Raw genomic sequence first — 13061 nt, 5'->3', positions numbered from 1 at the left:
TTTCTTTTTATTTCGCAAACAGGCCGCGAGGGCGCAAGAGCAGCACGGCAATAAACACGCTGTATGACAACAAGGCTTTCAGCGAGGGGTTGGTGAAATGCATGCCTAAGGCCTCGATCACCCCCAGCAGCAGGCCGCCGGCCAAGGCGCCGCTCATGCTGCCGAAACCACCCAAGGTGATCACAATCAGCGCGGTCACGGTGTAGGGCTCGCCCATGGACGGCGTGATGGTGTAAGCCATGGACAGCAGGCAGCCGGCCACACCCGACAGCCCCAGGCCAATGCCAAACATCAGCGGGTGCAGGCGCTGGGTGTCTATGCCGACCAGTTGCGCACCTGTTGGCGACTGCATCAGCGCACGCACCCCTTTGCCCAGCAAGGTGTAGCGCAGCAACACAATCAGCGCGCCGCTGAACACCAGGGCCAGGCCAAACACCAGCAACTTGTTGCCGGCAAACTGGGCTTCGCCAAACTTCACCGGCTCGGTCAGGTAGTCGTAACCGCGCAGGTCGCCGCCCCACATGAAGGAGGCAAAGTTTTGCACCAGAAACATCAGACCGAACGCCACCATCAGGCCGCGCGCCTCGAAAATGTCGAGGTTAGGCGAAGTGGCGGTGAGCCGGCGGAAACACAACTTGTGAATCACCAGTCCCAGCGCCATCAGGATCAAAAACGAGACCGGCACCATCAGCAGCGGCGACAAGCCCAGCGAGGTTTGGGCCATCCAGGTCAGGTAGGCGCCCAGCATCAAGAACTCGCCATGGGCGATGTTCAGGATGCGCATCAGACCGTACTGCAGGTTCAGCCCGAGCGCGACCAATGCGTAAATGCCGCCGGTGATCAGACCGGAGGCCAGCAGTTCAAGCCAGGATGTAAAGGACATGGGGTCGCAAAAAAGTCCGTTCGCAGCGAGACTGCCGAAGCGCGGGTGACAGCAGCTTCGACAGACTCAGCCTGAACGGTGGGGGTGGCAGGTCTGGCGGTTTATTTCCAGGCGGACTTGTTTGGGTTGAGCTTGGCCGTGGCCAGGTTGGTTGGCCAGACCACCTCGAATTCGCCGTTTTGCCACTGGCTCACGGTGCCTGGCACCGCAGTGTTTTCACTGCCGGTGAACTTGACGTCGCCAATGATGGTTTTGTGGGTGTTGCCCGCGATGTAGTCACGCATCGCCTTGCGATCCAGGCCCACCTTGGCGACCGCCGCCTGCATGACCTCCAGGCCGGCCCAGCAATGGCCGCTGGCCCAGCGATCAGGTTCCTTGCCGCCAAACTTCTTGGTGTGGGCATCGAAGTAAGCCTTGGCACCCGGGCTGGTCTTGCTGTTCCACGACCCCATGCCAATCACACCTTCGGCGCCGGCCGGTGTCATGACGTTTTTGTAGAGCTGGAAAGCCGTGCCGACCGAGGCGTAGAAAAACTTCGGATTGAAGCCAATCTCTTTCGCCTGCTTGCTCGCCAGAATGGTGTCAGGCGGGTAGGTGATGCCGATGAAGGCATCCGGGTTCAGGCTCTTGATGCCGCGCAACACCGGCGACAAATCCTTCACGCCCAGCGGGTAACTCTTGCGCTCGACCACCTGGATGCTGGTTTTTTTCAGCGCATTGTTCAGCGCCGCAAAATTCTCCAAGCCGAACAAGTCATCCATGTACACAATGGCGACGGTTTTGGCACCGTTGGCCACCAGCATGTCCACCAGCGCGCCCATCATGCGGTCGGGCTGCTGCAAGATGGAAAAGAAAAACGGCAGGTTCATGTCGATCAGCTTGCGCGACAGGGCCGTGGGCGCCATCAACGGATAAGCAAAACGGTTGGCCAGCGGCGCAATCGCGAAGTTGGCATTGCTGCCCCAGGGCGGCAGGATCAGGTCGACCTTGTCGCTGCCCATGAGTTTTTCATAAGAACGCACGCAGGTTTCGATGTCGCTGCGGTCGTCCGAGCTGATCAGCTCAATAGTGCGTTTAACACCCTTGACATCGAGGCCGCCTGCCGCGTTGACTTGTTCGGCCCAGAGTAAATAGTTGGGCTCCTGGCTGACCTGTGCACCACCCGTCCACGGGCCTGTGCGGGACATGGCGTAACCGATACGCACCGGTTTGGCCTGGGCCCACAGTTGCGGGGCAAAAGCAGCGGCGCCCAGGGCGGCGGCAGCGCCTTTGAGCAAATGACGTTTGGATGGCTGGACCATGGTGTCTCCTGTGTAGCTGCGGAAAAAGGGATGGTAGGCAAAGCTCGGCCTGGCCGCTTTGCTGAACGTGCACAAAACGCTAGTCCAGCAGCGCATACACGCTGGGGTTAACCCTTGGGAAGACAACACACCACAAGCAGGCCCAGCACCCATAATCTTTCCCATGGCCCCTGGGGCTTTTCATTGGAGACATGCATGACCGCGGCCACAGAGGTATCCACCGACAACGTCAGCCCGCGCGAGCGTGCGCCGGTGTGGCGTGAATGGATATGGAAACATTTCGGCGGCCTGCAGTCAGACCTCTATGGCGACACCGACTTCGACGGCCACATGGCCTCGGGCCGCGCCGGTGATGCCATCCTGACCAAGTTAGAGGCCAACCGCCACCGCGTGGTGCGCACGTCCGACATGGTGCGTGCCAGCGACGCCGGTTACCTCAAAATTGTCGCGCCCATGCAGGGCCGCGCCGGTGTCGAACAAATGGGGCGCCAGGCCTGGGTCAGCCCCGGCGGCTGGACGATTTACGACACCACCGGTTGTTACGCGGTCGACAACCCCGACCGTGTCGAACACCTGATCGTGATGTTGCCCAAGGCCCAGATCGCCGAACGCGGCCTGCCCCTGCACAGCTTGATGGCACGCCACGTGGGCGGCGCCAGCGGCATCTCGCGCGTGGCGCTGACCACCATGCGCAGCACCTACCAGGAGCTGCCCAACATGAGCGCCGCCGCCGCCCAGGGTGCGGGCGAGCTGATTGCGCAACTGGTGCGGCTCTCGCTGATCGAGCTGGCCGGCCAGGGCACGGCGGTGACCCAACGCGAAGCGCTGAAAGACCGCATACGCGCTTACGTCGCCGTCAACCTGCGCGACCCGTCCTTGTCGATCGAGCAGATTGCGCAGGCGCTCAACTGCAGCAAGCGTCATTTGCACAACGCCTTCAGCGACGAAGACGACACCCTGGCCAGCTACATCCTGAGGCTGCGGCTGCAGGCCTGCAGCCGAGAGCTGCAACACACCGGCCCGCAGGCGCGCGCCATCACCGACATCGCCTTGTCCTGGGGTTTTAACAACCTCTCGCACTTCAGCCGCGTGTTTCGCGGCCACACCGGACAAAGCCCCAGCGAGTTGCGCCAGGCCGCCCAACAAAGCGCGGCGGGTTTGCTTCCGCATTGAGGCTTCAGCATTAAATAGGCCTCCAGCCCAATACCTACGGGCGTAAGAAGCTCTTTTATTGATAGCGAAAAATTGTTCATTCCGTCCTCACCAGGAGACCCGCCATGCACATCCCCTCCCTCAAAGAAGTTGTCAGCGCTGAAGAGTGGCAGTTACGCTGCGAACTCGCCGCCTGTTATCGGCTGGTGGCGCTCTACGGCTGGAGCGATCTGGTGTTCACCCACATCAGCGCCAAGTTGCCCGAGTCGGTCGCCGGCGCGGGCAGCCACCATTTCCTGATCAACCCTTATGGCCTGATGTTCGACGAAATCACCGCGTCCAGCCTGGTCAAGGTCGACGACAAATGCAACAAGGTGATTGAATCGCCCTTCCCCGTCAACCCGGCCGGTTTTGTGATCCACAGCGCGGTGCACGAAGCGCGCGCCGACGCCGGCTGTGTCTTGCACACCCACACCCGCGCCGGTGTCGCCGTCAGCGCGCAAAAAGCCGGCATCCTGCCCATCAGCCAGCAATCGACGTTTGTGCTGGGCTCGCTGGCTTATCACGCGTACGAAGGAGTGGCTTTCCGCGACGATGAAAAACCGCGCCTGCAGGCCGACCTGGGCCATGCCAACTTTTTGATGTTGCGCAACCATGGCTTGCTGGTCGTGGGCAAAACCATTGCCGATGCGTTTTTGAGCATGTACACCTTTGAAAACACCTGCCGCATCCAGATCGACGCGCAGGCCGGCGGCGAACTGACCGAGGTGAACCCGCTCATCGTCAAAGGCGTGGCCGAAGCCATGCGCGTGCAGACCGGCGGCCTGGGCGGCGCTTTTGTCTGGCCCTCGCTGATCCGCAAGCTGGATCGCCTCGATGGCAGCTACGCGACATGAGCCGCCGGGCCGCTCCCAAGGCGAATACCGCAACGCGCAGCGTGGAGGTCACGTCATGAGCGGTTCACCGCTGGTGACCCAGTTGCTGGTGGCCGCGCTGGCCCTGGTGATGTTGGGCCTGGGCCTGTCGCTGAGCACGCAGGACTTCACACGTCTGTTCAAACATCCCAAGGCCGTGGTCGTGGCCTTGCTGCTGCAAATTGTGGTGCTGCCGCTGGCCTGTTACGGACTCATCGTTGCGCTCCAGGTGCCGCCCTTGTTTGCCGTGGGCCTGATGCTTCTGGCCGCCTCGCCAGGCGGCATCTCGGCGAACTTGTTCAGCCATTTGTTTGGCGGCAACGTGGCCATGAATATTTCGCTGACTGCCATCAACACCGTCTTGTCCATCGTCACTTTGCCCTTGATCAGCAACTGGGCCATCAGCACCTTTGCCAAGACCGGCCAGGTCGTGCCGCTGCAAACCAGCAAGGTGGTGGAAGTGATTGCCGTGGTGCTGATTCCGGTTGTCATCGGCATGTGGGTGCGCACCTTGAAGCCGGGTTTTGCGGCCCGCTCCGAAAAACCCATGAAAATTTTCAGCGCGGTGGTGCTGGCCGTGGTGGCGATAGGCGCCTTGCTCAAGGAATGGCAGGCGTTGAGCAGCAGTTTTGCAAGCCTAGGCCCGGCCGTCGTGGCCTTCAACCTGATCAGCTTGCTGGCCGGTTATTACCTCTCGCGCGTGGCCGGTCTGGACAAACCCATGGCGACCGCCATCAGTTACGAAATCGGCATCCACAACTCGACGCTGGCGATTTTTGTGGCGCTGGCGGTGCTGGGCAATTTCCAGCTTGCGTTGCCGGCCGCGATTTATTCGGTCAGCATGTACCTCACCGCGACCTTGTTCGGCTTGCTGGTGTTGCGGCGTAGCGGCAAGCCGTCCGTGCCAGCGCTCACGGCCAGCACCTAGGTTGCCTCAGGCGTCACGGTCGGGGCCAGGCGCAGCATCCTTGTCGCTCGGCTTGCGGCTGCCGCGGGAGAACCAGTTTTTGCAGGTCACCCACAAAACCTGGGCTGCACGCTCCAGTGTGTCCAGCGCCAGGTCGCGCCGGTTGCGCGCACGCAGGCGTGCCACCAACAGCAACTCGGCAATACTCGCGCGTTTCACTTCGTCGCGTCGCGCGACTTCTTGTGGTTTTTTTTCGGGCGTGCGCCCCTTCAACCCGGACATGACAGCACCGGTTTTTTCAGGAAAAAGAACAGCATCTATTTGAGGGCCTTTTTCACCGCACCCACACCCAGGGCCGCGAGCACAACAAACACCACGGCCAGGATCAGGAACAGACCGAACAAAATTTTGGCAATGCCGGCCGAGCCGGCGGCGATGCCGCCAAAGCCCAGGGCTCCGGCGATCAGGGAAATAATCCCGAAAATAATGGCGTACTTCAACATGGTTTCTCTCCAGGAGTTCAGTCGCGCCACGTGCGCGCGATGGATGAAGTCCATGGTAGGCGGCAGGCTGGTGACACCGGATCAGCAGCGGGCCCCAGCGCTTGTAGGACAAGACCGGGCATGCCTGCTTTTGCTCTTTTATTCATAGCTGCTTGCACCCATTCAGCAAGGGCCAGAGCCCGTTTTATATGATGAAAAGAAGGCAAGCCCCTATTTACCGAACAGTTTTTTCAGCCCTTGCCCGAGTCGGTCCCCCAGCTGCAACCCGGCACCCGTGCCCGCGCCCGGCATCACCGCCGTGCCTATCGCCGCGCCCAGCAGCGCGCCGCGTGTCAGCGTGACTTCGGGTGCATCCAGCGTGCCGCTCACCATCAGCGGCACACCCACGGCGCCGCCCAGGGCTTGACCCAGCTTGCTGTCGCCGGCCAGGTTCACGCTGAGTCGTCCGCTCAGGGTTTTGGCCGGCGACACCGCCACGTTGCCCGTGGCACTCAAGGCGCCCGAGCTGGCCACCAGATTGCTCAGTTGCAGCGCGCGGCCCTGCGAATGAAGCTGGCCGGCCAAGGTGTCCAGGCGGGTCTGCCCGCCGCGGTTCAGGCCCACGGTTTGCACCGCCTTGACCAGGTCCAGGCCATGCAAGACCGCGTCCTTCACGGTGAAACGCGTTTGGGTCTGCAAGGCGTCCACCAGAGCGACTGTGGTGGCCGCCTTCGCGTTCAGCGTGGTCGAGGCTTCGAGCCGGCCACTGAGTGGCTTGTTAGGCGCCGTCAGGGCCGCCACCTCCACGCCACGCGTTTCCAGTTGGCCCTGCACCACCAGCATGGGGCCGCCCTGGGCCGCCGGCTGTTGTTGCAGGCCAATCCGGCCCGCCACCGTGCCGCCACCCACCGTGACATGCAGCCCCCACTGGCCGGCCTCTTCACGCTGCAGCCTGGCCTGCAGCCCGTTCAAATGGCCTTGCACTACTTTCAGCGTGGCGTCGTCGGGCAGGCTGTCGGTACCCAGGCGTACCTCGGCATCCAGCGTGGTGCTGGCGCCTTTGAGGCTGACCCAGCGCACACCTTCCAGCACCGCGCGGCGCGGCAACCAGTCGCTCACCGCGACCTCGCTGTCCACCTTGGCGTTGTGAGCCTTTCCAGCCTCTGACCCAAATGTGGCGGGCGTGGCTTGCTTATTTTTTTGTAGCGACAGAAAGATCGCATCGACCGCCTGCTGCGGCAACACGGCCTGACGCAAGACCAGCGTGGCGATTTCCAGCCGGCCCCGCAACAAAGCGGACCAGCCCGGCCGCACCTCCACCCGGGCCAGGGTCAGGGTCGGTTGGCTCAACACACGAAGATCACGCACCGCCACCGCCGGAAGCGGCCACAAGGCGACCTCGATGCCGCCCAGCAGCACCGGCAGGCCCAAGGCCGCGGACGCCTCACGCTCCATGCGCTGGCGGAAATCGTCACTGCCGACCCAGCTGTGCAAGGCCAGCGCCACAACGCCCACGATCAGCAGCGCGGCGAGGATCAGCCCCGCCCCCCATTTGAAAAATCTTGCCATCCGCCTATTGTGGCGAGTTCCCCGGCTGCCAGTGCTCCGCAGCAGAAAAAGCCGGCACGCGCTAGCATGCAAGGTCGTGCGCGGCGCCTGCCTCTGTGCAGACCCGCGCCACCGCTGTCTTCTTTACAAGGAAACCATGAAACTTTATTACTCCCCCGGCGCCTGCTCCCTGTCGCCCCACATCACCCTGCACGAGTCGGGCCTGGCCTTTGAACATCTGCTGGCACCCACCAAAACCCACCAGCTGGAAGACGGCACCGACTACTACACGATCAACCCGCTCGGTTATGTGCCGCTGCTGGAACTCGACGACGGCACCCGCATCACCGAAGGCCCGGCCATCGTGCAATACATCGCCGACCAGGTGCCCGACAAAAAGCTGGCCCCGGCCAATGGCACGGTCGCCCGCGCCCAGCTGCAATCCTGGCTCAACTTCATCAGCACCGAACTGCACAAGGGTTTCGGCCCGCTGTTCAACCCGGCCACGCCCGCAGAATACAAAACCATGTGCATCGACAAAGTGCAGTCGCGCCTGAAATGGGTGGACCAGCAACTGGCCGGCAAAAACTACCTGATGGGTGAGGCTTTCAGCGTGGCCGACCCCTACCTCTTCACCGTGACCAACTGGGCACCCCGTGTCGGCGTGGACATCTCCGACCTGGCCAACATCGCCGCTTTCCGCGAGCGCATGGCCGCGCGTCCGGCGGTGCAAACCGCCATGAAGCATGAAGGTTTGCTGAAGTAAACCCATCGCGACCATGACCCCGCTTTCGCTGATGCGCTCAGGATCAACGGCGGGGCGTGACGACGTTGCCGGCCATGGCCTGATCTACGCAAGGAGACGGTCAGTCAGTTGCCCCGTCGCCACACACGCGGCCAAATGAGGTCCCCCTCCATCGCCCAGCGGGGCGAGGGAGGGTTAGGGGTGGGAGTGGGGAGTTCGCCCTACTGCCCATGAAAAACCCGGGGCGCAGCGTGATGCCGTCAGACACTGCGCGTTCACCTTCGCCGCTAACACGAATCCAGCAGCCCGTGTTGCGCAGACCCATTCATATCGGCCCACACTGCAGCTTGTTTTCACTTTCCGGATTGCTACCCCATGCCTTCTTTGTTCGACCTCGTCCAGGCCGGTGACCTGCAGCTGGCCAACCGCATTGCCCTGGCGCCGCTCACGCGCAACCGCGCACCCGACGCCATCCCCACCGCGCTGATGGCCGAGTACTATGCCCAGCGCGCCAGCGCCGGCCTGCTGATCACGGAAGCCACCGCCATCAGCCACCAAGGCCAGGGTTACTCCGATGTGCCCGGCCTGTACGCCCCCGCACAACTCGCCGGCTGGAAACAGGTCACGGACGCGGTACATGCCGAGGGCGGCAAGATCGTGGTGCAGCTCTGGCATGTGGGCCGCGTCTCACACACCGATTTGCAACCCGACGGTGGCCAGCCGGTCGCGCCGTCGGCCATCACCGCCAACACCAAAACCGTGTTGATCCGGGACGGTGTGCCAACCTTTGTCGACACCTCCGCGCCGCGTGCGCTGGCCGCCGACGAGTTGCCCGGCATCGTGCACAGCTACCAAGTCGCAGCGCGCGCTGCAGTGGACGCCGCTGGTTTTGACGGTGTCGAAATCCACGGCGCCAACGGTTACCTGCTGGACCAGTTTCTCAAACGAGGCTCCAACCAGCGCAGCGACAACTACGGCGGCAGCATAGAAAACCGCGCGCGCCTGTTGCTCGAAGTGACACGTGCCATCACCAGCGCCATCGGCGGTGGCCGCACCGGCATCCGCCTGTCACCGGTCACGCCGGCCAACGACGCTTACGACGCCGATCCACAACCGCTGTTCGACCACCTCGTGAAACAGCTGGCCACGCTGGACCTCGCCTACATCCACATCATCGAAGGCGCGACCGGCGGCCCGCGTGAACTGGACGATAGACCGTTTGACTACGCGGCCCTGAAAGCCGCTTACCGCGCGGCCGGCGGCCAAGGCGCATGGATGGTCAACAACGGCTATGACAAGGCGCTGGCGGAACAAGCCGTGGCCGAGGGCGCGGACATCGTCGCCTTTGGCAAGCCCTATATCGCCAACCCGGACCTGGTGGCGCGCCTGCGCAGCAATGCGCCGCTCAACACGCCCGACAAAATGACGTTTTACGGCGGCGGCGCCAAGGGTTACACCGACTACCCGGCCCTGGCCTGAGCGCCGTCTTCAGGCACCTGTTCAGGTGCCTGAAGCCCCCAACCCGATAGGGGCCGGGGTGGTCATGACGATACGGGTAAACAGGCGGTCATAAATCGCATCAAACGGATACCGGCCGCTGAGCGGGTCGCGGTTCAGGCCAAAAGCCGCGTCCAGTTCCTGCCAGTCCGCGGCATCCAGCCCCTTCTCCGCCGCCGGCAGGATCACGGACTCTTCAAGCCGCATGTGATCCAGGTAATAGCTCACATACTTGCGGGCCGCCGCCTCGAAGGATGCCCTGCGCGTTTCACCCAGCAGCTCCCAGGCGATCAGTTCGTGCTGAAGTTCACGCACCGCCAGTTCGCCACTCATGTGCTCACGCTCAAGGCGCTCCACCGTCGCCATGGTTTCCGGCGCCGCCCGGACCACCTTGGGAAACAGCAAATTCGACTCCTTGGGATGGTGCTGGCGTTCGGGAAACTCGTCTATGTAAAACAGCATGGCGCGCAGCACATCAAAAAATGTTTCTGCTTGATCGCCGGGGCCCCGGTCCAGCATCATCAGCATGGACCTGAGCATGCTGGACAAGGCCGCGTGTTCGTCGCGGATGATGCGAAGGCTTGCGTGGGACATGGGGGAGGCTCCGGGAAAATTCAGTTCTCCCAGCATCCCATCAAGCCCGCACCACAGCCTTGATACAGGTCAAGGCTGCAGCGCAAATCTGGCCCGGGGCCTGCGCCGCTAAAACTCCGTGTGCAGGCGTACCGACAGGACCTTCACCGGTCCGCGGTCTGCGTTGTAGGCGGGGTTGCGGATGTATTGCAGGCCCAGGCTGAGCGCGCTGTTCTTCAGCGTATCCAGCGCCAGGCTGTAGTAGCCCTCAACAATGGCTTCCGGCCGGTAGTTCAACCGGCCATCCCCGACAAAAAAGCCGCTGCCGCCCGCCGCCAAAAAGGCCTGGTGTGGTGCCGACAAGCCATTGCGCGCATAAGCCAGGCCCAGGGTGTCTTTCGCGCGGCTCCAGCTGGCGCCCTGGATGGCCACGCCCAGCGACAGCGAACGGTCAATTTCAGCGAAGGCATAGGTTTCCGAAGCGCCGTCGTTGCGGCCCAGGCGCGCAAACAGGCCGACGTTGTCACCCAGCGACTGTTCCAGGTTGATGCCCCAGCCCTGCTTGACACGCAGCCGTCGCACCGTGGCGATGTCGGGCACACCACCGCCCGCATTGGCCAGCGCGTCGGCAAACCCGCCCATGATGGCGCGATTGCGGAAATACAGCAGCTTCAGCGTGCCCGGCCGACCGGCCAGGCTGTAGGCCTTTTCCAGCTCATACTGGTCACCGTAATGTCTCTGCCAGGCATGGTCCAGCGCCAGACCGTTGGACTCTTTGGGTTGCATGAAACGCCCGGCCCGAAGCGCCCAATCCCCCCGGTAATACTCCAGCGCCGCGCCCCAGGAATACCCGCGCGAATCCGCCGCAAAATCATAGGCGCCGTGCGTCAGGAAAGACCAGTTCATGAACTGCGTGCGCGGGTCATGGGCATACGTATTGGCATCAAAAATATCCGACACGGCCAGGTTGCCGGCCGTCAGCACCATACGGTCCTTGTCGCGCCAACCTGCCAGCTGGTTGGCGCCGGAGGCAACCGCCTCGCGCTCGCCGCCCTCACCACCCATATGCCAGGTCTGGCGCACAAACAGCCGGGCGCGGTACAGGGTGGGATTGCTGCCCGCGGTTTTTTGCAGTTCGGCATTGCTCAAGCCGCCCAGCCCGGTCAGGTGCGACATGGGCACGCCCTGCACCAGCTCGGGGTTGACATACAGCTCGGTGTCCGGCGCCAGACGCAGGCCCAAGTAAGCCGTGGACGTGAAGGAATAACTTTTTTCAGCGCGCGGCGACAGGCTGTTGACACCTGAATAAGCCGCCGGAAATCCGGGTTTGGTCTGCCACAGATAAGTGGCCTGGAGTTTGGCGTTCCAGCGTTCTGCTTCAGGCGCGTCCTGCGCTGAGGCGGCCAAGGGCAGCAGAGCTGCCAGGCAAAAAGGCAGCGTTCGCAAAGACCGCTTCATGGGCATGACTTGGATTCTCAGGGGCAAAACCGGGAAGTGTAGGCCCACCAAATGTCAGGGTAAAGACCCCGTCTCGTCCACGGGTCCGAGCGCAAACCTCACGCTGGCACGCAACCCCGGCTCACCGGTGATCGTCTCCAGGCTGAAGTGAGCACCCAGCAACTCCGCATAACGGCTGACAATGGCCAGCCCCAGGCCGGCGCCCGCCCCGAGTCGCTGGCCGGCCGGCCCCATGGTCCAGCGCTTGCGCAACTGCGCGGTGTCGGGCTCACGCATGCCCGGGCCGTTGTCGGTCACCGCCAACACGGCCACGCCATCGTGTTGCGCCACCGTCACCGTCACGTGCGGGTGTTCGGCGATGCCGTAACGCAAGGCGTTGTCGAGCAGGTTGCCAAGAATGCCTTCGAGCAAGGCCACATCGGCTTGCACCACCACGAGATCGTCCAGGCCTTCACCGCCCAAGTCCACCCCGGTGGCATCGGCCTTGGGCAGGAAACGCAGCAACACATTGCGCGCCAGCTCGTTCAGCGCCACGGGTTCCAGCCGCAGGCCGGCGCGCGCCTCGTCGGCCAGCGCCAGCGCCAGCAGCTGGTCAATCAGGTGGCTGGCCCTGGCCTCGCCCTCGGCAATGCCTTGCAGCTGCTCGCGCCAGACCTGCGGGTCGGCCTGGGACAAGGCGTAGCTGGCCTGCGCGCGTATGCCGGCCATCGGGGTGCGCAACTCGTGCGCCACGTTGCCGGCGAATTCGCGCTGCGCGCCTATGCTCTGGTCCAGCCGCGCCAGCATGGAGTTGACGGCCAGGCCCAGATGTTCGACATCGCGGGTGCTGGCGCCCTGGGTCACGGAGGGCGGCACCGGTGTCAGGTCGCGGGCATCACGGCGGTCCACCGCGCTTTGCAACTCGGCCAGCGGCTGCAAGTCGCGCTGGATCACCCGCAACAGCCAGCCGGCCAGAAACACCAGCAGCAGCACCTGCGGCACCACGGCATACAACAACATGCGGTGCAGCAGGCGGTTGCGGCTGGCAGCGGTTTGCGCCACCACCACCTGGAACTCGACCGGGTCGCCACGGCGCAAGGTGGTGGCACGCAACTCGCGCCCCTGATAACGGATGTCGGCAAACACATAGGCCGCGGTTTCCGACAGCGGCAAGGCATGCAGCCCGGGGTGGCCGGCCACCAGGGAGCCATCGGGCCGCAACACGGCAAAAAAGATGGCCTCGCTCTGGTCAAACAACAGCTTGGCGATTTCCGGTGGCGTCAGGTTCAGTTCCGGGCCCGAGGGACCTTTGCGCACATTGGCCGCCACCGCATAAGCGTCGTCCAGCAGCGAACGGTCATAGGCCTGCCCGGCAAAATAATTGGCCACCGACAGCGCCACCGCCGTCCCCAGCGCCCAGGTCAACACCAGGGGCAAGACCACATGACGCGTCAAGCGGCTGCGCAAGGAAGGCTTTAATAGAGCCCCCACGCTTTTCACTTCGTGTAATACGCTGCCCCCCAAGGGGGCCGGCCTGGCTTGGGGCGGCCTGGCGCTGGACTCATTGACGCCCCCACGTTCATTCACTTCGTGTAATTCTCTGCCCCCCAAGGGGGCCGGCC

At 63.3% G+C, this 13061-nt stretch carries 13 protein-coding genes; 5 read left to right on the top strand and 8 right to left on the bottom strand.

The window, feature by feature from the left end; all coding sequences use genetic code 11:
* Window positions 1–7: 7 nt before the first annotated feature.
* On the bottom strand, window positions 8–883 hold the full coding sequence (locus R6254_RS01930; protein WP_318403974.1) for a branched-chain amino acid ABC transporter permease: 876 nt from the start codon (window positions 881–883) through the stop codon (window positions 8–10).
* Window positions 884–984: 101 nt separating this feature from the next.
* Window positions 985–2184, bottom strand: a complete 1200-nt coding sequence (locus R6254_RS01925; RefSeq protein ID WP_318403973.1) for an amino acid ABC transporter substrate-binding protein — start codon at window positions 2182–2184, stop codon at window positions 985–987.
* A gap of 195 nt (window positions 2185–2379) precedes the next feature.
* Between R6254_RS01925 and R6254_RS01920 the strand changes: the two genes are divergently transcribed.
* The 3 genes from R6254_RS01920 to R6254_RS01910 all read left to right on the top strand — a co-directional run bounded on the left by R6254_RS01920 (window position 2380) and on the right by R6254_RS01910 (window position 5178).
* The gene (locus tag R6254_RS01920; RefSeq protein ID WP_318403971.1) at window positions 2380–3357 is read left to right on the top strand and encodes an AraC-like ligand-binding domain-containing protein; all 978 of its coding nucleotides are present in this window, start codon (window positions 2380–2382) and stop codon (window positions 3355–3357) included.
* Window positions 3358–3461: 104 nt separating this feature from the next.
* Entirely contained in the window at window positions 3462–4232 is a 771-nt protein-coding gene (locus R6254_RS01915; protein WP_318403970.1) for a class II aldolase/adducin family protein, read from the top strand.
* Window positions 4233–4287: 55 nt separating this feature from the next.
* Window positions 4288–5178, top strand: coding sequence for a bile acid:sodium symporter family protein (locus R6254_RS01910; protein ID WP_318403968.1), 891 nt, complete (start codon window positions 4288–4290; stop codon window positions 5176–5178).
* A 6-nt stretch (window positions 5179–5184) separates the two neighbouring features.
* On the opposite strand, the gene R6254_RS01905 is transcribed toward R6254_RS01910, so the two are convergent.
* The 3 genes from R6254_RS01905 to R6254_RS01895 all read right to left on the bottom strand — a co-directional run bounded on the left by R6254_RS01905 (window position 5185) and on the right by R6254_RS01895 (window position 7208).
* Window positions 5185–5439, bottom strand: coding sequence for a hypothetical protein (locus R6254_RS01905; RefSeq protein ID WP_318403967.1), 255 nt, complete (start codon window positions 5437–5439; stop codon window positions 5185–5187).
* Between the two features lie 35 nt (window positions 5440–5474).
* Window positions 5475–5660, bottom strand: coding sequence for a DUF1328 domain-containing protein (locus R6254_RS01900; RefSeq protein ID WP_318403965.1), 186 nt, complete (start codon window positions 5658–5660; stop codon window positions 5475–5477).
* Window positions 5661–5870: 210 nt separating this feature from the next.
* Window positions 5871–7208 (bottom strand): hypothetical protein, encoded by a 1338-nt coding sequence (locus tag R6254_RS01895; RefSeq protein ID WP_318403963.1) that lies wholly within the window; start codon window positions 7206–7208, stop codon window positions 5871–5873.
* 136 nt (window positions 7209–7344) lie between these two features.
* Between R6254_RS01895 and gstA the strand changes: the two genes are divergently transcribed.
* A complete protein-coding gene (gstA, locus tag R6254_RS01890) occupies window positions 7345–7953 on the top strand; it encodes a glutathione transferase GstA (protein ID WP_318403962.1) in 609 nt (202 codons plus the stop codon).
* A gap of 354 nt (window positions 7954–8307) precedes the next feature.
* Window positions 8308–9411, top strand: coding sequence for an alkene reductase (locus tag R6254_RS01885; protein WP_318403960.1), 1104 nt, complete (start codon window positions 8308–8310; stop codon window positions 9409–9411).
* 21 nt (window positions 9412–9432) lie between these two features.
* On the opposite strand, the gene R6254_RS01880 is transcribed toward R6254_RS01885, so the two are convergent.
* From R6254_RS01880 to R6254_RS01870, 3 genes are all read right to left on the bottom strand, one after another.
* Window positions 9433–10023: a hemerythrin domain-containing protein gene (locus R6254_RS01880; RefSeq protein ID WP_318403958.1), complete on the bottom strand. Its 591-nt coding sequence runs from the start codon at window positions 10021–10023 to the stop codon at window positions 9433–9435.
* Between the two features lie 108 nt (window positions 10024–10131).
* Window positions 10132–11460 (bottom strand): carbohydrate porin, encoded by a 1329-nt coding sequence (locus tag R6254_RS01875; protein WP_318403956.1) that lies wholly within the window; start codon window positions 11458–11460, stop codon window positions 10132–10134.
* A 54-nt stretch (window positions 11461–11514) separates the two neighbouring features.
* Complete coding sequence (locus R6254_RS01870; RefSeq protein WP_318403954.1) at window positions 11515–12930, bottom strand: sensor histidine kinase; 1416 nt, start codon at window positions 12928–12930, stop codon at window positions 11515–11517.
* Window positions 12931–13061: the final 131 nt, after the last annotated feature.

This window comes from Polaromonas potterensis, assembly GCF_033446725.1.
Classification (GTDB): Bacteria; Pseudomonadota; Gammaproteobacteria; order Burkholderiales; family Burkholderiaceae_C; genus Polaromonas.
The sequence above is the reverse complement of the archived record's forward strand: the minus strand, read 5'-3'. Positions and strand labels throughout refer to the sequence as shown.